Below are 21,492 nucleotides of genomic sequence, written 5' to 3' on the forward strand. Positions count from 1 at the left end.
CCGCTATCCACTATAATCTTATGGGGGCAAAATGCTAGCCCCCACAAGGATTTTCGTTTCTATCGGGGCTAAAACACACTATTTGGCTTCTTTCAAATTTTCTAAAATCTGAAATCTTTACCCCAACCAACCATCGCGATCCAAACTTCTGTATTGAATAGCTTCGGCAATATGAGCTGAACCAACCACTTCTGCTCCTTCCAAATCGGCTATGGTTCTGGAGACTTTCAGGATTCTGTCAAAAGCACGGGCCGAAAGATTCAATCTTTCCATGGCAGTTTTCAATAATTGTAGTGAAGCATCATCAAGTGCGCAATGCTCGCGTATTTGTTTCGAACCCATTTGGGCATTGTAATGTATATAATCCATTTCTTCGAATCTCTTAGACTGAATCTCACGTGCAGCAGTAACGCGTTTTCTTATTTCTACGCTACTTTCCCCGTTTCTTTTTTCGGTTAATTTATCAAAAGGAACAGGCGTCACTTCAATATGAATATCAATTCTATCCAATAAGGGACCGGAAATTTTACTCAAATAGCGGGTCATTTCATGAGGCGATGAAGTATTGGGAGAATCTGGGTCATTGAAAAATCCGCTCGGACTCGGGTTCATACTTGCCACCAACATAAATGACGAGGGATACGTTATCGTAAATTTTGCCCTCGAAATGGTTACTTCCCTATCTTCCAATGGTTGTCGCATTACCTCCAGCACTTCACGTTTAAATTCGGGCAATTCATCCAAGAACAGAACCCCATTGTGTGCCAACGAAATTTCGCCGGGTTGCGGATAACTACCCCCGCCCACAAGTGCCACACTCGAAGCCGTATGATGAGGGCTCCGAAACGGACGCTGATTCATTAATCCCACATCCTTTACTTTTCCGGCGACACTGTGAATTTTTGTAGTTTCCAAAGCTTCTTTCAAAGTCATTGGAGGCAAAATACTGGGCAATCGTTTAGCAATCATTGTCTTTCCGGAACCAGGAGGACCTATTAAAATAATATTATGTCCACCGGCAGCCGCAATTTCCATACAGCGTTTAATGGATTCTTGTCCGCGTACTTCGGAAAAATCAAATTCCGGAAAATCTAAGGTTTTATAAAATTCATCCCGTGTATTAATAACCGTAGGCTCAAGTGTTCCTTTTCCTTCAAAAAAATCAATGACTTCCAATACATTTTCCACACCATAAACGTCAAGACCGGCAACAATAGCCGCTTCTTTTACGTTTTGTTTGGGCAGAAAAAAACCTTTAAAACCTTCTTCTTTGGCTTTAATGGCAATGGGAAGTCCTCCTTTTATAGGCTGTAAACTTCCGTCAAGCGAAAGTTCTCCCATAATGAGATATTTGTCTACCTCATCTGATTTGATTTGTCCTGATGCGGCAAGAATCCCTATGGCAAGGGTCAAATCATAGGCAGAACCTTCCTTCCGTAAATCTGCGGGAGCCATATTAATGGTTATTTTTTTAACCGGAAGATTATACCCATTATTTTTCAAAGCAGCAGCAATGCGGTAACTGCTTTCTTTTATGGCATTATCCGGTAAACCTACCAAGTGGTAGCCTACGCCTTTATCAATATTAACTTCAACAGTAATCGTGGTGGCTTCTACTCCAAAAACGGCACTTCCGTAAACTTTGATTAACATATAAAATAGTTTTGTTTAAATGTAAATACTATTTTACTTCAAACCAAAAATATTTAATCAAATTCTTACTTATACACATTTTTATGCTTCGTAACACTTAAATCAAGAATACATCAACCCTATTTGTTTCCTCACTTCATCTACAATTGTAATGAGTTCTAAACTATTTTGATGTGACCAAAGTTCACTTTCTATTTTATTTGCCCTAATGCAGAAATGACATTCCTCTATTTCGTAGGTATAGCCTTTGCCAAGTGTTGGTCTTTTGAATTTTTCTTTATGTCCGTCTTGAATCAAAGTATAGGATTCCGTCATATACCAAGGTGAGTTAAGATTAATTCGGCCATGTGTACCACTTATCGAAGCTTTTAAATTAGAAGTTGATAAAAAACTGGAATGTAATATTGCTTGCGCTGTTTCATATTGCAAAATGATGGACGTTTGCAAGTCGGCACCAGTGGAATGAAAATTGGATTTAGCTACAATCTCCTTAGGAATTCCCAACATCAAATAAGCCAAAAACAATGGATAAACACCAACATCCATCAAAGAACCACCTCCGAGTTTTATATCGGTCATTCGGTTGCCTTCCAGATTTTCGGCAGCAAAGGCAAAATCAGCATTAAGGTATTTCACATCACCAATTACTCCGTTTTGAACGTGATGCAGCGCTTCCCGAACCGAAGGATTGAAACGAGTCCAGAACGCCTCCATGAAAAATTTGTTATGCTTTTTGGCCGTTGTTATCATTTGCAAAGCATCTTGATAATGCAAAGCTATTGGCTTTTCGCACAGCACATGCTTGTTGTTTTGCAACGCCTTGATGGTTAGCTCAGCGTGGGAATCGTGTGGTGTGGCAATATAAAGAATAGCGACATTTTCGTCTTTAAAAAGTTCATCATACGAACCGTAAGCTTTTGAACATTGGAAATTATTGGCAAATTCTTGGGCTTTGTCAAGATTCCTAGAAGCTACTCCACAAAGTTCAGCCGATTCAACCAATTGTAATTCCTTGGCAAATTGATTGGCAATCTTTCCCAAACCTACGATTCCCCATTTTATTTTTATATTATTTCCCATTGAAACTTTTTTTTGAACACAGTAAATATAATTGTTTTGAAGAAAAAATAAACTGCATTTGATATGGTTACCATAAAAATTAACCACAAAGTTCACAAAGAATTACTCAAAGTTCACAAAGCTTAGTGTTCCTACAGATTCATTTGTGGACTTTGTGGTTAAACTTAAGGTTTGTCTCTACCGATGAATCTTTCTTTTCCGAGTAAAAAGTTTACGGCTCTCAAAACATTCTTATCAATGGATTCATTCCTATTATTTGAATTTTGGCTGATTATTTTAATCGCTGCTGAAAATTTATTTACTAACATACAATCCATCATTTAAAAAATAAACCGTTCCAATGTCGCAATTATGTTTCCTGTAACGTGCATAGTAATTGGAGTATAAATTGATTTTGTATAATGTCTGCCATAGCCAAATAATGTGGCGTCAATTAGAGCCTGAACAATGACAATGTTGGATGTCAATGTATTTTGATAGGCGAAATTATGAAGTAAAACAAAGAAACAGGCCTGTATTAAAATAGCAAGATGCATATTAACTTTTTTGGAAAGTTTACTCAAAAGCAAACCTCTGAAAATAAGTTCCTCTGATATTGGCGCCAGAATTACAGCACCAACAATTCTTATTATGGAAGAAAAGAATGGATGATTCCATTTATCTATTTCTAAAATTCCCGATTTATTAAGAAAAAATTCTATCAGTAGAATAAAGCTCAGAAATCCAAAAGTCCAAAAGAAAAAATGAGTCATTGAACTTGGTTTTTGTAAACCTAAATCTGCTGCTCGGTCAATTTTTCCTCTTTTGGTGGCAACAAACAAACCGACCAAAATCATCACAAAAGGAAACACTCTAATTAGCGCTAATTTTATTTCTTCATTCATCTTGTTAGTATTCTGTTAGCGAATTTTATGGTAAACGAAAATACGAATTAAAAACAGAAATCATTCAAACATAAAACAAACGAAAAATTACACTTTGTAAGTTTGTTATTATAATTTCTTAAATTTGAAAAATAAGGACAAATCAGATCAAGCTAGCTCAAATGAAGGTAGATTGGAATGATTTTATCAGACCTATAAACGAGTTGGCAGAAATCGTTTAGAATAGGAAAACAAAAGAAGCATAAAATGGAATTAACCTCTGAATTTAGAACATTATTTATTTTAAGGAAAATCTCAGGATTTATATTTTTATTAGTTATTTGTTGTTTACTAATGAATATTGGATTTGTAAGAAATGAATGGGTAATAATAGTAATTTCATTGATAATATTAGCTATATCTTATATAATACTGAAAAACGATATTAGGAAAATCTATAAAATTAAAGTTGTTAAAAATGGAATATTAAAAATTCCCATTTTTAACAACAAAGAGGAATTAATATTATTTAGCGACATTAAAGAAGTTCGTTTAGAAAAAGTTGAAGGAATGAGTAGTGATGCTGGTGAAATAACTTTAGGATATTACGAAAGTATATTAATTCTAAAAACAAATGAAAAAATATTAATCAGTCCTGACACTTTTGAAAATTATAAAGAGATTATGAAAACAATTAAACTCAATCGAAATGACGAATATAATTAAACAAATACGGCTATCTGCCAACAGCTACAACGGATTTGAGTAATAGACTTAATGGAAAGTTAAATTTGTATTTGGGATGATTTGGGAAATCCGAATAATGGACATAATTTAATAACAAACCCTGCTGTAGTATCGAGACACAGCAAAGAATAAAAAAACTAAAGATCAGAAAATTATGTTAGAAATTGAAAAAAGATTCAACAGTAAAATGTTCCTAATATTTTTTATTCTGAATTTTAGTTTAATTGCATTTTCAGATTTATTTATACTATCAATGAGTAATGGAAATTCAGAAAACAAATTTCCATGGAATATGTTTATAATAATGATAATGGTTTCTACTCCAATAATACTTCTTCAATATCCTCTATTAAATCTTAAACAAAATTGGTTTTATAAGACAATTATATTTTACTTAAGCATGATTATTTTTCTATTTTCTTATGGAACAATACAATCAATATTTGAAGAACATAAAGTTAATTTTCTTGATTATTTTGAAAACGGATTAAAAATGATTCTTCTGGGACAAATATTTGGTTTAACCGTTTTCCCAGGTATTGTAGTAGTGAATTGGTCGGTTAAAAAATATACTTTAAATGAAACAAAATAAGAACAAACAAATTTTAACTTAGTACCCAAACCAGAGCATTAGAAGTAAAAATACAAAGACGAATTACATACAAAATGAGTCTACCTCCATACGCCATTTTCCCAATTATCTCTGGCGACAAAATTTCGCTGAGAGAAATTACAACTACAGATATTGAAGACCTTATTGAAATTTCGTTTTATGATGCTTTTCAGGCAACAACCTTTCAAGAAGCGAATGAGATGCAAGATAAAATAAACAAAGACTATCTTGAAGGGAATTCTATTCATTGGGGTATTGCAGACAATTCAACAAATAAAATTATCGGGACTTGTGGTTACTATCGTGGACTTGACCAAGAAACGGGGGAACTTGGTTGCGTTTTATTACCGCAATACCGTGGGCAAGGTTTTATGACTTCGGCTATGTTATTAGCCATAGACTTTGGAATAAATACTATCGGGTTGAAACGAATTTATGCCATAACAACTAAACAAAACGAGAAAGCAATAAAACTTCTAGAGAACCTTAACTTTAGAAAAATTGCAGATTTGGACGATAGCGAAATTGAATACGAATTAAGACAAAACATATGAAAAAACAATTCCCTATCGCAATTTTTATTTTTCTAGGAGTGATTTTAGCTTCGATATCATTTATCAATCATAAAAACCAAGTAATTAATATTTATGACACTTATTATATAATAAGTTCTTCTGACTTTGGAATTGTTTTATTGTTACTGTTTTTAATTCCTGCCATTTTATCATTTACTTTCCAAAAATTCGTTTCGAAAAAATTACTTTGGATTCAACTACTGTTTTTTGCATTACCCATAATTTACTTTATGATATATGATATCGTTACCCAGCACTATTCTCCAGGATATTATTTTGCACATCCTTTTCTTTTCGAATTACAGACCGTTTATTTACCAATAGGATTTCTTGTCATTTTTCTAGTTAGTATTCTTCTATTAATTTTTAATTCGATATATTCAGTAGTGAAATTCATTAAAAATTAGGTTGTCTCTTTGATGATGCCTCAAAGATTATCTTTAATAATATCTCACTTTTCTCTTCAATACTAAGATCTTGTGTGCTCGCGTAAGGGATAGAAATAAGCTACCAAAGTAGCATGTATAGCCCGACCCCGTGACACAAAGGGGCTGTATAAGCGGCACTATAAATAAGTCCCTTTGTGTCACGGGGTTACGCCCAAACGAGTTTTTACGAACGGACGCCTTAAAACCCATTTATGATTTTATGGCAAATTGCAAGGCTAAAACAAGTAAATTCTTTAAATTTGAGTCAAATAACTTAAAGAAAATACCATGGGACTATTTAATGCCATTCTGGGCAATGCATCGGAAGTAAATCTTGAAAATCTTTCGAAGGAATTTGAACCTTTATTGATAGAGGGCGAAAGAATCGAAAAAGGATATAAAGTGATTAAGGATATGTTTGTTTTCACGAATAAAAGACTGATTTTGGTCGAAAAACAATTGGTAGGCAGTAAGGTCGATTATCTTTCGATTCCGTATTCGTCCATTAAAAAGTTCTCTAAAGAAAGCGCCGGTATCCTAGACATGGATGCAGAATTGAAGATTTGGCTGACTGGAGAAGATGCTCCTATCTCTAAACAATTTGGCAAGGGCGGAAATAATATCAATGAAGTGTATCAAATCCTGAGCCAACATATTTTGAAATAAGTATTAAGTATGCAGAATTAAGTATTAAGACTTGTTGATTTCTTAATACTTAATACTCACTTCTTGATACTCCTTAAAACCTACCTCCTATGAAAATAATCATACGCACTTTTAAGCTCAAGCTAAAGCACACTTTTACGATTTCGAGAGAGTCGCACGATATTCAACCTACATTGATTGTGGAATTGCAAAGTGAGGGGTTTTCGGGTTTTGGTGAGGCGACTTCGAATCCATATTATAATATTACGGTGGATAGTATGAGGGCTCATCTGGAAGCTATTATTCCGTTCATAGAATCACACAATGACGAAACTCCAGAGGAATTTTGGGATAGTGCTTCGGCTTTATTGAAGAATGATATGTTTGCATTATGTGCTTTGGATATGGCTTACAATGATTTGTATGCCAAGAAAAAAGGCAAAAAACTATATGAACTTTGGGGGAATTCTCCTTTGCACAATCCTAAAACCGATTATACGATTGGGATTGACAAATTGGATAAAATGGTGATGAAGCTGAAAGAAATGCCATGGCCAATCTACAAAATCAAACTAGGAACCAAAGATGACATTGCCATTGTTACCGAATTGCGCAGACATACCGATGCGCGTTTCCGGATCGATGCCAATTGTGGTTGGACGGTTACTGAAACCATTAATAATGCAATTGCCCTGAAAAAACTGGGAGTAGAATTCTTGGAACAACCTATGAAAGCTGACCAATGGGCGGCGCATAAAGAGGTTTTCAAGCACTCTGTCTTGCCAATTATTGCCGATGAAAGTTGTATTGCAGAGGAAGATGTTGCCAAATGTCACAACCATTTTCACGGGGTGAACATAAAGCTAGTAAAATGTGGTGGTCTCACACCCGCCCGAAGAATGATTGCTGAAGCCAAACACTATGGCATGAAAACAATGGTGGGTTGTATGACGGAATCCACGGTCGGTATTTCGGCTATTGCTCATTTATTACCCGAGTTGGATTATGTGGATATGGATGGCGCTTTGTTATTATCTGAAGATATTGCCACCGGCGTTACGATTACAGACGGAATTATTCATTATGCCGATTCGAATGGAATAGGTGCTTCTTTAATAAACAGATAACTTAATGGAGGTAAAAGAGATCCCGAATAGAGTATTTTATAAGGACGGAGAAGAGTTTCTGTACTTTGGTGGCACCAATTATTTGGGTGTCACTACCCTACCCGAGTTTCAAAATATTCTGCTGGCTAGCCTCCAAAAATGGGGAACGAGCTATGGAAGTTCCCGTTCGGCAAACATCCAGTTGGAGATTTACAAAACAGCAGAAGATTTAATTGCTAAACAAATTGGTACTGAAGCAGCTGTTACGATTTCCTCAGGGATGTTGGCAGGAAAACTGGCTTTGGAACAACTACAGCATACCACCGATTTGGTCTTTCATTTCCCTAATACACACCCCGCATTGTTACATCCTTTTTCACTGCCGTTAATTCAAAACGGGAAACTGAATCCGTTTCTTTTAGATCCAACGGTTTCAAGAATAGGAATTGTTGCCGATGCTATTCCGTCTCTGGAAGTTACTCCCATTGATTTGAGTATTCTGCAAAATATTCCTAGCGATAAAGAAATTACTTTACTGCTTGATGAATCTCATAGCATCGGAATTTTAGGCGACCAAGGACAGGGTGTTTTAAATCAGTATGAACTTCCAAATGTTCGCCACAAAATAATTATTGCATCCTTGGGAAAAGCCATGGGGCTTTCCGGAGGTATTATTGCTGGGGATTCTCAATTTATAGACGCAATAAAAAAACAGCAAAATTTTGTGGGAGCCTCCGGAATGAATCCTGCTTTTTTGGAAACCTTTGTAAATGCACAGACACTTTATCATTTGCAAAGACAGCAACTAAAAGACAATTTAAATTATGTTGCCAAGCATTTAATTCACAACGCTGCTTTTACGTTTACCCAAAATTACCCCGCAATTTATTTTGACCATGAGGAACTACTGCAATTGCTCTTGGACAATAATATTATTCCAACATCCTTTCCGTATCCAACGGCTTCTGGAAAACTGAGTCGGATTGTAATTAGTGCCCATCATACCAAAGCCGACTTGGATAAAATGGTGCAACAACTAAATACTTTTACGCAAATGAATTCAGGCTTTGAAGGAGACATCAGATTTGTGCTGTAGTTTTATATAATTCTGATCCGATAGATTGGAATTAATTGCAAGCATCGTAATTTTTTATAACAATGTACAACACAATTATTAGATCTATAACTTCAAACTGATAATCCCACAATAAATTGAAAGAAACAGCTACAATTTATATAAGTCAGCTTTTACATAGAGGGTAAAAAGACCTTCAAAATTAAATTATTGTTATTTTTTAATGATTTTTACATCACCCACTAAAAATATAGGGGGTTCAAAATACAAAAATGATAAAAATAACAAACACACATCTATTTTAAGAGGGTGATTGAAATGATTTTTTATTTTTGCATCAAAAAAAATAATAAAATAATTCAAAATGCGAAAAATAGTTTTAAGTGTGATTCTCATCACGATTTTGGTACTATCCTATTGCTCTAATTACTTTTTAACAAAAAACCCAACCAACCTTTCTGAAATTTCAAAATTCGATACTGGAGATACTGCATGGATGCTGGTAGCTTCGGCATTGGTATTATTAATGACTCCCGGATTAGGCTTCTTTTATGGTGGTATGGTCGGTAAAAAAAATGTCATCAGCACTATGCTTCAAAGTTTTATGGCAATGATTATAGTGACTGTTTTATGGGTACTGATTGCTTTTGGCCTATCATTTGGTCCATCTATAGGAGGCATAATTGGAAATCCTCTACCTAATCTCTTTTTTCAAGGCGTAGGTATCGGTACCTCATGGAAATTGGCACCAACAATACCTTTTTTATTATTCGCATTATTTCAGGCTAAATTTGCCATTATAACTCCCGCCATTGTAACAGGAGCTTTTGCCGAACGCATTCGTTTTTGGGCATACCTTTTATTCATGGTCTTATTCATTTTATTCGTTTATACACCATTGGCTCACATGACTTGGCATCCTGACGGATTACTATACAACTTAGGAGTACTCGATTTTGCAGGAGGAACAGTTGTACACATGAGTGCAGGATGGGCAGCTCTTGCCGGCGCTATGTTTCTTGGAAAACGCAAAGTACCAAAAGCAAATCCAGCCCGTATCACCTATGTATTACTAGGAACTGGCTTATTATGGTTTGGCTGGTTTGGATTCAATGCAGGATCCGCCATGGGTGCAAATGGTCTTGCCGCACAAGCACTGGGAACAACAACTGTAGCTGCCGCATCAGCCTCAATGGCTTGGGTATTCCTTGATAAAATTATGGGACATAAACTTTCAGCTATGGGCGCTTGTATTGGTGCTGTAGTAGGACTGGTAACTATCACTCCCGCCGCTGGATATGTTAGTATGCCACACGCTATCACCATCGGAATTCTAGGAAGTCTTGTAAGTAATATTATGGTCAGTAAATTTCCAAAAGGAAAAATCGATGATGCTTTGGACGTATTTGCCTGTCACGGTGTTGGCGGAATGGTCGGAATGGTACTAACGGGAGTTTTTGCTTCCAAAGACATCAACCCTGCCGTTATTAACCAAGGACTTGCTTTTGGTGAAACCAAATTATTCAATCATCAAATGATTGCTTTAGTAGGCGTTTCCATATTTGCTTTCACAATGTCCTACTTCCTTTTCTATATAGTCAACAAAATAACTCCTCTAAGAGTTTCCGAAGAAAAAGAACAATTAGGATTGGATATTTCACAACACGGAGAATATTTATAATTTCTATTTTCAATCACAAAACCAAAACACTCTAAGAAATTAGGGTGTTTTTTTTTACTCAATTTCAGTCACCAACAAATTCACCCTATTCATTGCATAAAGCAAATCACTCCCAAACAATGACCATACTTTTTTCGAGACTAAAGCCTTAACAAACAACTCAGTAAATTCACTCAAAACAAATAAATCATCATATTATTTATAAATAGTAAACATATTTTTAATAAATTTAACAAATTTGACTACAATGATAAAAACAAAAAAGTATTCAAAACACCATTTACTGCCACCCAAACCGACGTAAATAATTAAAAATAAATCCCTGCTAAAACTCATCGCAGAGAAAACAATTTTAAGTTATCATTAACAAAAAGTTCGCTTAATTACCAAAATCAGCGATAATTTCACGAATAATCAGTTAATACAAGACCAAACCTTAAAAAAAACTTAAAATTCCATTAACACATTCTATTTTTTTACTTCAAAAATTAAATACCCGTCAAAATATAGGGGTATGAAATATAATATCCGTAAAAATACTCGTGTTGACCCATATTTTTTGGAGGGTATAAAATCATTTGATACATTTATAAAAAATTAAAAACCGAAAAACTATGCGAAAAATTATTTTAAGTGTGATACTAATCACCATTCTGGTATTATCCATTTTTTCAATTCATTTACTGAATGAATCATCAAAACTAGGGGCACACGTTGTTGAACTAAAATTAGACACTGGAGACACGGCTTGGATGATTGTAGCCACAGCCCTTGTATTATTAATGACACCAGGACTTGGATTCTTTTATGGTGGAATGGTAGGTAAAAAGAATGTTATAAGCACCATGTTACAAAGCTACATGGCTATGGTTATAGTAACCATATTATGGGTTGTAGTTGGTTTTGGTCTTTGTTTTGGTCCTTCAATTGGAGGTTTTATTGGAGATCCAACCTCAAATCTGTTTTTTAGCGGAGTAAGTGCTAATACTGCCTGGGAATTAGCCCCAACAATTCCTTTTATTCTGTTTGCCTTATTTCAAGCAAAATTCGCAATCATTACTCCTGCATTAATCACTGGAGCTTTTGCTGAGAGAGTACGTTTTTGGGCTTACTTATTATTTATGGTATTGTTCATATTATTTGTATATGCACCATTATGTCATATGACTTGGCATCCTGATGGATTATTCTTCGGATGGGGAGTATTGGATTTTGCTGGAGGAACCGTAGTGCACATGAGTGCTGGTTGGGCAGCTCTTGCAGGTGCAATGTTCTTAGGAAAAAGAAAAGTACAAAAAGCTAACCCTGCTCGTATTACTTATGTATTATTAGGAACTGGTTTATTATGGTTCGGCTGGTTCGGTTTCAACGCTGGATCTGCTGCTGGGGCTGGTAGTCTTGCAGCTCAAGCACTAGGAACTACAACAGTAGCTGCTGCTGCTGCTGCAATGGGATGGGTATTCCTTGATAAAATTATGGGACACAAACTTTCAGCAATGGGAGCTTCAATCGGTGCTGTAGTTGGGTTGGTTGCCATTACTCCTGCTGCAGGATTCGTAAGCATTCCTCACGCTATGGCTATTGGTATTATTGCTAGTATTGTTAGTAACCTTGTTGTGAGCAAATTTCCTAAAGGAAAAATCGACGATGCCTTGGATGTATTCGCCTGTCACGGTGTTGGTGGTATGGTAGGTATGCTTTTAACAGGTGTCTTTGCATCAAAAGCCATAAACCCAATTGTTGGTGATAACCAAGGTTTAATTTTTGGAGATCCAACTTTATTTTTAATTCAATTGAAAGCCTTGGTTCTTGTTTCTATCTTTGCTTTCAGTGTTTCTTATTTCTTGTTCTTCATTGTAAATAAAATTACTCCTTTAAGAGTTACTGAAGAAAAAGAAGAACTGGGATTAGACATTTCTCAACACGGAGAATTCTTATAAGACTCAATTTTCTAACACCTCAAAAAACACTCTAGAATTCATTTTAGAGTGTTTTTTTTTATATTAATTACCCTCCTATTTACTACAAAAATATATGACGCCTTTAACACAAGCAGACATATTATATTCTTAAATTTATACTCCATTTCACAAAAACATCCCCCTTAAATCTCCAGCTTTTCTTTCCCTACAAAGTCGTGCATCCACAATATAATTAACAACAATAAATTATACTATTATGGAACTAGAAATCGAACAAATCAGGGACCAACAGAAAGAAACCTGGAACAAGTTTTCTTCCGGTTGGAAAAAATGGGATGAACTCACAATGGATTTCCTAAAACCCATGGGAGATGAAATCATCAAACTTCTCAATTTAAAAAACGACGCTATCGTTCTGGATGTCGCCGCAGGTACTGGAGAACCAGGCCTAACTATTGCATCTCATTTAAATGGAGGAAAAGTAATCTCTACAGACTTAGCCGAGGGAATGCTCGAAGTAGCCCAAGAAAATGCAAAAAACAGAGGAATCAAAAATTTTGAAACCATAGTGTGTGACGTTAGCGAACTCCCCTTTGCAGATAACACATTCGATGCCATTAGTTGTCGCTTTGGATTTATGTTTTTCCCTGACATGCTATTGGCCATAAAAGAAATGACACGAGTCCTCAAACCCGGAGGCAAAATCGCAACCGCCGTTTGGAACATTCCCGAAAAAAATTTCTGGATAACCGCTACCATGGGAACTATCAGCAAAAATATAGAGATACCTCCCCCTCCACCCGGAGCACCAGGAATGTTTCGCTGTTCAAAAAGCGGGCTCATGACCGATTTATTTTCACAAGCGGGTCTCAAAAACATTTCAGAAAATGAAGTCACAGGGAAATTAAACAGCAAAACAACAGACATATACTGGAGCATGATGAATGATGTTGCCGCCCCCGTTGTAGCCGCCCTCAGCAAAGCGGACAACTCTATGAGACAAAAAATAAAAGAAGAAGTTTATTCCATAATAAATCAAAAATACCCTGACAACAACGTCATTATTGACTCCAGCGCCCTTGTAATTTATGGTGAGAAATAATAACAAATTCTAAATTAAATCTACAACTCTTAAAACAACAAATCACAAACAAAAACAACGCTTAAAAAAGCAAACATGACACCATTACAAATTATCGTAACCATACTCGTTATTTTCCTTATAGCAGGTATTCGTATCGCACAAGAATATCAACGAGCAGTAGTATTTAGACTTGGTCGTTTCAAAAACATAAAAGGTCCTGGGATTTATTGGATTATCCCTTTCATTGAAAGACAACAACGCGTGGACATTCGGACAAAAACCGTCGATTTGGAACAACAGGAAACCATTACGAAAGACAGTGTAACGATTAAGGTAAATGCCGTACTGTGGTTCAAAATAACGAGCCCCGAAAATGCAATTATCAAAGTGGCAGACTACAATAAGGCAGTTTATCAGTTTTCTGTTACTGCATTACGAAATATTATCGGACAACATTCCCTTGACGAAGTATTAAGAGAAAGAGAACAGATCAACGGAACTCTTCAAAAAATTGTAGACTCGGCAACTGAACCATGGGGAATAAAAATTGAAATGGTCGAAATGAAAGATGTCGAAATTCCAGAAGCAATGCAAAGAGCCATGGCACGCGAAGCAGAAGCTATAAGAGAAAAAAGAGCGAGAATTGTAAAAGCGGAAGCCGAACTGGAAGCATCCATAAAACTAACCCAAGGAGCAAAAAAAATGGAAGAAAGCCCAATTGCATTAGAATTAAGACGTATGCAAATGCTAGCTGAAATAGGTATCGACAATAATACCACAACCGTAATCCTTATACCATCAGACTTTACAAATGCTGCAAAAAGTTTAACAAAACTGGTCAATGACAAATCGGATTCGTAAATTATAAGACAAAAGAAATCCCAATCTGTTACGATTGGGATTTCCTTTTAAAAAATAGCAATAGCTATTAAAAATCACTATTTTTTAAATTTTGAAATACCTAATTTCAACCAAGGCAAATATTCTTCAACAGTTACATAGCTTATAGTAGGTTGCTTTTCATTCAGATTATTCCCTTGCAAATCGGTTAAAACATACAAAGGCTGTGTATTGGTGTTGTATTTGGAAATCATAAAATCTGTCCATTTATCGCCTATCGTTTCAATTTCAGATCCAGTTGATTTGGAAATAAACTGTTCGCCTTCTGGTAATGGTCTTTTGTCATCCACATACAATGAAATTACTACAACTTCATTTTTAAGAATTGGAAGCACATTTTCATCCGACCAGACATTGTTTTCCATTTTTCGGCAATTCACACAAGCATGACCTGTGAAATCAAGCATTATAGGTTTGTTCACTGCTTTGGCATAAGCCAGTCCTTTATCATAATCATCAAAAACAACAATTTGGTTTGGACCTAATTTTGCTCCTTCTGGCAAAACAACCGACGAAGCATTTCCAACATTGGAACCGCCTACACCCAAAGGACTTTCACTATATTCCATTGGAGGAGGAAATGCACTTATCAATTTAAGTGGAGCACCCCAAAGCCCTGGTATTAAATAAATTGTAAAAGACAAAACCAACAAACCTAAAGACAGTCTTCCCACTGAAATATGTGATATTGGGCTGTCATGTGGCAACGTGATTTTTCCAAACAAATAAAAAGCCAAGGTTCCAAAAATTGCAATCCAAATCACCAAGAACACTTCTCTTTCCAACAAATGCAATTGTAAAACCAAATCGGCATTTGATAAAAATTTGAAAGCCAAAGCCAATTCCAAAAATCCTAAAACAACTTTAACGGTATTCAACCATCCACCCGATTTTGGTAGAGATTGCAACCATCCCGGAAACATTGCAAAAAGCATAAATGGCAAAGCCAAAGCCAATGAAAACCCAAACATTCCAATTATAGGGGCGATTCCCCCTTTGGAAGCTGCATCCACCAAAAGTGTTCCCACAATAGGTCCAGTACAAGAGAACGAAACAATAGCCAAGGCCAAAGCCATGAACAATATCCCTACAATTCCACCTCTATCGGCCTGATTGTCTACTTTATTTGCCCATGAATTAGGCAACATGATTTCAAAAGCTCCAAGAAATGAAGTAGCAAACACCACTAATAAAATAAAGAATAAGATGTTAAACCAAACATTGGTTGACAAAGCATTCAGCGCATCGGCACCAAAAATCCAGGTTACCAAAAATCCTAATAATACATAAATCAGAATAATCGAAATCCCATAAATAATGGCATTTCTGATTCCAGCCGCTTTATTTTTACTCTGTTTGGTAAAAAAACTAACCGTCATCGGAATCATTGGGAACACGCAAGGGGTCAGCAAAGCAGCAAAACCGGAGAAAAATGCGATAAAGAAAATTGACCACAATCCTCTTTCCGAAGTCGGCTTCGGTTGTTCAATAATTTTCTTTTCAACTGCTGCAACCGCAGTTTCTTTAGTCACCACAGTAAATGTATTTGCCGTATCAACTTTGACTGTATCCATTTTTACGGTAGCAACTGGAGTAGTTGCCACAGCAGCCGCTGATTCAACCATTGGAATTTTGAAAGTGAATTTCTTTTCTAGATTAATACAAACCTCTTTGCACACTTGATAATTCAATTCCGCTTTAATTGAAGTAATCTTTGGATTTATTAAAGTTATTTCCTGCTGAATTTGAGCTTTATCATGAAAAAAAGTTTCGTTCACTCCAAAAACGTCATTAAAAGCAGTAGTCGTTTTACTTTCTTTAGCTTTGCCTACTAAATCAAAATTCCCATTTTGATCTTTAAAAACAACTTCCAAAGGCAGTGGACCACCATCTGGGGTGAATTGTGAATACAGATGCCAATCTTTTTCGATCACACCACTAAAAGTCAAAATATATTTGGTCTCCGATTTTTTTTCGATTTTAGTAGTCCATTTTACAGGATCTAAAACTTGAGCATTCCCTTTGGCGAAAGCCAAAAAAACAAGAAGTATAACTATTATTTTTTTCATTTTTTATTTTCTATTTTCTAACTCTTTATTCTATTTTCTAATTCTCAAATTCTATTTTAAGTATATTTTTGGTCGCATTTGAGGTTCTAAATCGATGATCAGCTCTTATTCCAATGACCCAAACTACTCGATTTTCGGAACATAAAAGCCAAGTGTTTTCTTTTTCTATCAATGATAATTTTTCATCCTTAAAAAGTTTACTCACCTTTTTTGACTTTCCATCCATACCAAAAGGCAGAAAAACATCTCCCGTTTTCCACTTGCGTATCACCAATGGAAAAACCAATTGATCAGCATCGACAAATATAGTTTTATTTGAGGCAACAGATATGTCGGCTACTTTACAAAATGTCATATTTAAGGGAATCTTAACTTCTGTTTCATTTTCATTAACTAAAAATTCTATCTCATCCGCTACATCCTCAATAGGAGATAAAATCAGGGAATCCCTGTCTTTTAATAAACGAAAATCAACAGCAAAAACCTGTTTTCCGGATTGGCTGTCAACCAAATCGTAAATATCTTCCCAAGCGGTAAAACCATATTCTTTTAGCCATTGGTACAAATAGGATTGATAATTGGGTAATTGCAGTAATTTATTCAAATCAAAATGAATTTGATTTTCCACTTCACTGGCTACTTGCTGATAAATCATAATTGCAGCATCTTCAACCATCGCCAAGGATTCCTGTAAATAACCTTCGGTCTTCAAAAATGAGGTCATAAAATGCGGATTCAATTCCTTCAAAACAGGAATCAAATGATGCCGTATTTTGTTCCGCACATATTTATCAGATGAATTACTGCTGTCTTCTCTCCATTGAATATTATTTACCTTGGCATAATTTTCAATTTCTTGACGGGATAAAAAGAGTAAAGGTCGAATTACTCTGTCATTTTGCACCGGAATCCCTGTCAATCCTTCTAATCCTGTTCCTCGTGTGAGATTGATTAAAAAGGTTTCCAGATTGTCATCGGCATGATGAGCTGTCAGTATATAATCAAATTTTTCGGTTTCCAATAACTCATAAAACCAATTGTATCGTAGTTCTCTGGCAGCAACCTGAGTTGATAATTTATAATCTTTGGCGAATGCCTCAGTATCAAACTGAGTCACAAAAATTGGAATCTCATTAGCCTCTGCATAGTCTTGTACAAATTTTTGATCTCCAAAACTCTCTACTCCCCGAAGCTGAAAATTGCAATGGGCAATGGCAATATCACAGTTTAATTCCTGAAATAAATGCAATAAAACCATACTGTCCAAACCACCACTTACGGCAAGAAGCAGTTTTTTTTGCTTCAAATATGGGATTTTTTTATCGATATGATTTTGAAGTATATTTTTCATGCGAAGTTAATATTGTTTTTTTTTTAGGAACATGGTATGCTTTGCCTGTTCGCTATCGCTCGGGTCGCCATTCTTCATTCCAATCATCATTTTTGAATCATTGCGATTTCATTTATCAAAAATACTGATTATTATTTAATCCAAAATGAATTCAATTACAGCAAAACTTCATGCATTGCTTTTGCTTTAAGCAAACATTCCTCATATTCCTTTTCGGGAATTGACAAAGAAGTTATGGCACTTCCAACGGAGAACGATACATACTCATTTTCTTGATTATACAATATACTTCGAATAACAACATTTAAATCGAAGTCACCATTGGGCAAAAAATAGCCCACTGCCCCACTGTACAATCCTCGTTTGGTTTCCTCCAATTCCTCAATAATTTTCATGGCGGCATACTTAGGAGCTCCCGTCATACTTCCCATAGGAAATGTGGTTCTAATTGCATCTACTGCTGTATATTGGGGATCGATTTTGGATGTTATGGTCGAAATCATTTGGTGTACCTGCAGGAAAGAATAAATCCCACATAGTTCTTTAACTTCTACTGATGCTTTTTGGGCGGTTCGAGACAAATCATTGCGAACCAAATCGGTTATCATAATATTTTCGGCTCTTTCTTTAGGATCTTCAGCCAAAGTATTTTTAGATTTTTCATCCTCCAATGGATCTGCAAATCGTTTGGAAGTTCCTTTTATGGGTTGCGAAATTAGATTTACTCCTTCTTTTTTCAAATAACGCTCTGGTGATGCCGAAAGCAAAAAATTCTTGTTGTTCTTAAAAAAAACAGTTAATGGAGCCTGAGAAATTTCATTAAGCCTAAGGAATTTTTCCAGAGGATTGATAATGGCATTCTGAGCAAAAAACTCCATGCAAAAATTAGCCTCATACAAATCCCCGTGATGAATATGTTTCAATAATTCCGAAACTTTATGAATATAGCTGTCTTTTGAGATCCGTTGATTAATTATTATTTTATCCTTACTTACAACTTTTAACTTTTGACTTTTGGCTATCTCAGTAAAATCATCTTCAACTTCATCATCACACATATTAAGATATTTAATCTCAAGCTGATTTCCTTTTAGCAAAAACAACTTTTTAGGCTGAAAAAAGAACAAATCAGGAAAGTCAAGTCCATCAAAATTATTGGACTGTAAATGCTCCACATCATTTTTCAAATCATAGGACAAATAACCAAACAGCCAATCTTTAGTGGTTTGCTGGTATTGTTTTAAATCCTCAAAAGCATTGTGGTAATCCGTTTTCATGGACGTAAAAGCATCAACAGCCAATACGCAATCGAAGCTGGAATATTCGTCTGAAAAAGAATTACTGTCTAGAAAAGTTATTTCTCGAAATTGTTGTCCCCAAGCAACAAGCTGCTGCTTGAACTGCAATGGTTCTTCAATAAATTTATAAATGGAAGTTCTCAAAAATTAATCTGTTTATGGACCTCAAAATTACAACAAAAAAAATCGCTTCTCAAGTAGAAATATCATAAAACTAAACCGTAGTTAAATAAATATTAAAAAAGTTTTTACTTGTTAAAACATTATATATTTGATACAAAATTCAAGCTTAAAAATTTAAAAACAATCGAACATTAGAAAACAATCATCAATCCTTAAAAACCAAATCTATGAACAAAATTGTGAAGCAAGGCCTAATTTCTTTAGCCATTATTACTCTAATTATCAGCTGCAAAAAGAGTGATGCCAGCGAAGAATCATCTCCAGACATCGCAATATCTGCTGACAGCATTTCCTCCTCCGCAGCTGTTGAAAAAGAAGGAAGCACTCGAAAATTCATTCGTACTGCCGACCTGAAATTCAAAGTTAAAAATGTTACCCAATCTACTTATACAATTGAAAACATCACCAATAAATTTGATGGTTTTGTTACCTACACCAATTTACAAAGCAGTATTATCGATAAGTTTGAAACCAAAATAAGTCAGGACAGCACGCTCGAAACGACCCGCTACACTGTAGAGAACAATATCACTATAAGAGTTCCCAACAAACGTCTTGACACAGTTATAAAATCCATTGCCAAACAAATTGATTTTCTCGATTACCGAATTATAAAAGCGGATGATGTTTCCTTAAAAATGCTTTCAAACCAACTTTCTCAAAAAAGAAGCAGCATTACTGAAAAAAGAGTGGAAAAAGCCATTGACAATAGAGGAAAAAAAATCAACGATATTATGGAGGCCGAAAATAATTTGGCTGCCCAAAAAGAACAAAACGATAATTCCAAACTTGAAAATTTATCCATCCAAGACCAAATAGACTTTAGTACACTGACCATTCAAATATACCAACATGAATCAGTGAAACAAGAAATGATTGCAAATACTAAGGATTACAACTACTACAAACCCAATATTGGAATCCGCATCATCGATTCTTTAAAAACGGGTTGGTACGTACTACAAGACGTTATCGTTTTTATTATAGAAATTTGGTGGTTGTTATTTATCGTCATTGGTGGATTCTTTATTTACAAAAAATATCTCAAAAAGCAATAGAGAACACAAACTGTCCTAAATAAGACAAAATCCAATTCTAATCGTCCATCCTCATATCGAGCGAAGCCAAAACTAAAAAGTTTAGGGTTTCGCTCGAATTACTTAAAGTACCATCATTAGACAATAAAAATTCACAAACAACTCAATACTAGGAAAATATCACTAATAAAATAATTAAAAACACAATAAATAAGAAAAAATTTAACTAAATTTGTTAGTGAAATGGACTTAGTTTTCAGCCTCCGAAAGCTATCAATGTAAGTAAATGAATGAAAGGTGATCATATCTGTGATCACATAGTATTGCTTAAACATTCAACTTCTTAAATACTCGAAATATGAAAACTGCAACTTTCTTTATTCGCACAATAATTGGCTTATTATTAATTTGTATAGCAATAGCCTATTTTTTTAACTTAATGCCTGAACTAGAAAGCACAGAAAATTTCAAAGCTTTCAATGTAGGATTGATTTCTTCCGTTTATCTAATGCCATTAATTAAGACAATCGTTTTATTGTGTGGAATTTCATACCTCACTGGTCAATACGTAGTGTTATCCAATATCATTATTTTACCGGTAAGCACAAATATATTATTCATCGATTTCTTTTTAAATCCAAATGGACTACCTCTCGCTTTATTTATTTTTTTAGGAAATTTATTTTTAATCTACGTCCATCGAAAAAGTTATAAAAACCTGTTTCACAGAAAATCAGTTATGCATTTTGATTAAAAAAAATATATTTGAAAAGAAAAAAGACATAAACGTCAGCAAATCACAACCTACAAAAACATGAAAATTGCAACAATCATCATTCGTTCACTAATTGGATTATTACTATTATTCGCTTCTGTCAGCTATTTTTTACATTTATTTCCCGATCCCCCTTTGACTGGAAACATGAAACTCTTCAATGATGGAATCAAAGCTTCAGGATATTTAATGCCATTGGTAAAAACAGTAGAACTGCTTTGCGGATTATCTTTTATAACTGGGAAATTCAACAAAATAACTTTCATTCTATTAATACCTATTTCCGTGAATATCCTTTGCACACATCTATTCCTTGCTCCATAAGGCATTCCTGTGGCTAGCTTTTTATTGCTAGGAAACCTATTTTCTTTATACCAAATGGGACAGTTACAAAGGCTTATTTACCG

Annotated in this window: 21 protein-coding genes; 14 read left to right on the forward strand and 7 right to left on the reverse strand. The window is 35.0% G+C overall.

Annotated elements, in window-relative coordinates; translation table 11 throughout:
• Positions 1–117: 117 nt before the first annotated feature.
• From C8C85_RS00720 to C8C85_RS00730, 4 genes are all read right to left on the reverse strand, one after another.
• On the reverse strand, positions 118–1,653 hold the full coding sequence (locus tag C8C85_RS00720; protein ID WP_116795357.1) for a YifB family Mg chelatase-like AAA ATPase: 1,536 nt from the start codon (positions 1,651–1,653) through the stop codon (positions 118–120).
• A gap of 102 nt (positions 1,654–1,755) precedes the next feature.
• On the reverse strand, positions 1,756–2,733 hold the full coding sequence (locus C8C85_RS00725) for a Gfo/Idh/MocA family protein (protein ID WP_116798322.1): 978 nt from the start codon (positions 2,731–2,733) through the stop codon (positions 1,756–1,758).
• A gap of 164 nt (positions 2,734–2,897) precedes the next feature.
• Positions 2,898–3,041 carry a hypothetical protein gene (locus C8C85_RS18385; protein WP_165818071.1) on the reverse strand — a complete coding sequence of 48 codons (144 nt, stop codon included), beginning with the start codon at positions 3,039–3,041 and terminating at the stop codon, positions 2,898–2,900.
• A gap of 12 nt (positions 3,042–3,053) precedes the next feature.
• A complete protein-coding gene (locus C8C85_RS00730; protein WP_116795358.1) occupies positions 3,054–3,617 on the reverse strand; it encodes a CPBP family intramembrane glutamic endopeptidase in 564 nt (187 codons plus the stop codon).
• Between the two features lie 246 nt (positions 3,618–3,863).
• Between C8C85_RS00730 and C8C85_RS00735 the strand changes: the two genes are divergently transcribed.
• From C8C85_RS00735 to C8C85_RS00785, 11 genes are all read left to right on the forward strand, one after another.
• Entirely contained in the window at positions 3,864–4,322 is a 459-nt protein-coding gene (locus C8C85_RS00735) for a hypothetical protein (protein WP_133243367.1), read from the forward strand.
• Between the two features lie 175 nt (positions 4,323–4,497).
• Positions 4,498–4,935 carry a hypothetical protein gene (locus tag C8C85_RS00740; protein WP_133243368.1) on the forward strand — a complete coding sequence of 146 codons (438 nt, stop codon included), beginning with the start codon at positions 4,498–4,500 and terminating at the stop codon, positions 4,933–4,935.
• 74 nt (positions 4,936–5,009) lie between these two features.
• Entirely contained in the window at positions 5,010–5,510 is a 501-nt protein-coding gene (locus C8C85_RS00745; protein ID WP_116795361.1) for a GNAT family N-acetyltransferase, read from the forward strand.
• Positions 5,507–5,938 carry a hypothetical protein gene (locus tag C8C85_RS00750; RefSeq protein ID WP_116795362.1) on the forward strand — a complete coding sequence of 144 codons (432 nt, stop codon included), beginning with the start codon at positions 5,507–5,509 and terminating at the stop codon, positions 5,936–5,938. Before C8C85_RS00745 ends, C8C85_RS00750 begins: the two co-directional genes overlap by 4 nt.
• A gap of 309 nt (positions 5,939–6,247) precedes the next feature.
• Complete coding sequence (locus C8C85_RS00755; protein ID WP_116795363.1) at positions 6,248–6,625, forward strand: PH domain-containing protein; 378 nt, start codon at positions 6,248–6,250, stop codon at positions 6,623–6,625.
• Positions 6,626–6,714: 89 nt separating this feature from the next.
• Complete coding sequence (locus tag C8C85_RS00760) at positions 6,715–7,731, forward strand: dipeptide epimerase (RefSeq protein ID WP_116795364.1); 1,017 nt, start codon at positions 6,715–6,717, stop codon at positions 7,729–7,731.
• Between the two features lie 4 nt (positions 7,732–7,735).
• Positions 7,736–8,806, forward strand: a complete 1,071-nt coding sequence (locus C8C85_RS00765; RefSeq protein ID WP_116795365.1) for an aminotransferase class I/II-fold pyridoxal phosphate-dependent enzyme — start codon at positions 7,736–7,738, stop codon at positions 8,804–8,806.
• 343 nt (positions 8,807–9,149) lie between these two features.
• Complete coding sequence (locus C8C85_RS00770; protein WP_116795366.1) at positions 9,150–10,466, forward strand: ammonium transporter; 1,317 nt, start codon at positions 9,150–9,152, stop codon at positions 10,464–10,466.
• A 614-nt stretch (positions 10,467–11,080) separates the two neighbouring features.
• A complete protein-coding gene (locus tag C8C85_RS00775; RefSeq protein WP_116795367.1) occupies positions 11,081–12,406 on the forward strand; it encodes an ammonium transporter in 1,326 nt (441 codons plus the stop codon).
• A gap of 238 nt (positions 12,407–12,644) precedes the next feature.
• On the forward strand, positions 12,645–13,490 hold the full coding sequence (locus C8C85_RS00780; protein ID WP_116795368.1) for a class I SAM-dependent methyltransferase: 846 nt from the start codon (positions 12,645–12,647) through the stop codon (positions 13,488–13,490).
• Positions 13,491–13,565: 75 nt separating this feature from the next.
• Positions 13,566–14,333 carry a slipin family protein gene (locus C8C85_RS00785; RefSeq protein ID WP_116795369.1) on the forward strand — a complete coding sequence of 256 codons (768 nt, stop codon included), beginning with the start codon at positions 13,566–13,568 and terminating at the stop codon, positions 14,331–14,333.
• A gap of 77 nt (positions 14,334–14,410) precedes the next feature.
• Here the strand turns inward: C8C85_RS00785 and C8C85_RS00790 are convergent, their stop codons facing one another.
• The 3 genes from C8C85_RS00790 to C8C85_RS00800 form a co-directional block, all read right to left on the reverse strand.
• Entirely contained in the window at positions 14,411–16,441 is a 2,031-nt protein-coding gene (locus C8C85_RS00790) for a protein-disulfide reductase DsbD family protein (RefSeq protein WP_116795370.1), read from the reverse strand.
• A 37-nt stretch (positions 16,442–16,478) separates the two neighbouring features.
• Positions 16,479–17,792, reverse strand: coding sequence for a tRNA lysidine(34) synthetase TilS (gene tilS / locus C8C85_RS00795; RefSeq protein WP_116795371.1), 1,314 nt, complete (start codon positions 17,790–17,792; stop codon positions 16,479–16,481).
• A 155-nt stretch (positions 17,793–17,947) separates the two neighbouring features.
• A complete protein-coding gene (locus C8C85_RS00800; RefSeq protein ID WP_116795372.1) occupies positions 17,948–19,234 on the reverse strand; it encodes an anthranilate synthase component I family protein in 1,287 nt (428 codons plus the stop codon).
• Between the two features lie 206 nt (positions 19,235–19,440).
• On the opposite strand from C8C85_RS00800, the gene C8C85_RS00805 reads away from it, so the two are divergent.
• From C8C85_RS00805 to C8C85_RS00815, 3 genes are all read left to right on the forward strand, one after another.
• Entirely contained in the window at positions 19,441–20,331 is an 891-nt protein-coding gene (locus C8C85_RS00805) for a DUF4349 domain-containing protein (protein WP_116795373.1), read from the forward strand.
• A 337-nt stretch (positions 20,332–20,668) separates the two neighbouring features.
• Positions 20,669–21,064: a DoxX family protein gene (locus C8C85_RS00810; RefSeq protein ID WP_116795374.1), complete on the forward strand. Its 396-nt coding sequence runs from the start codon at positions 20,669–20,671 to the stop codon at positions 21,062–21,064.
• A gap of 60 nt (positions 21,065–21,124) precedes the next feature.
• Entirely contained in the window at positions 21,125–21,409 is a 285-nt protein-coding gene (locus tag C8C85_RS00815; protein ID WP_243412023.1) for a DoxX family protein, read from the forward strand.
• Positions 21,410–21,492 lie beyond the last annotated feature (83 nt).

Source organism: Flavobacterium sp. 103 (assembly GCF_003096795.1).
Lineage (GTDB): Bacteria > Bacteroidota > Bacteroidia > Flavobacteriales > Flavobacteriaceae > Flavobacterium.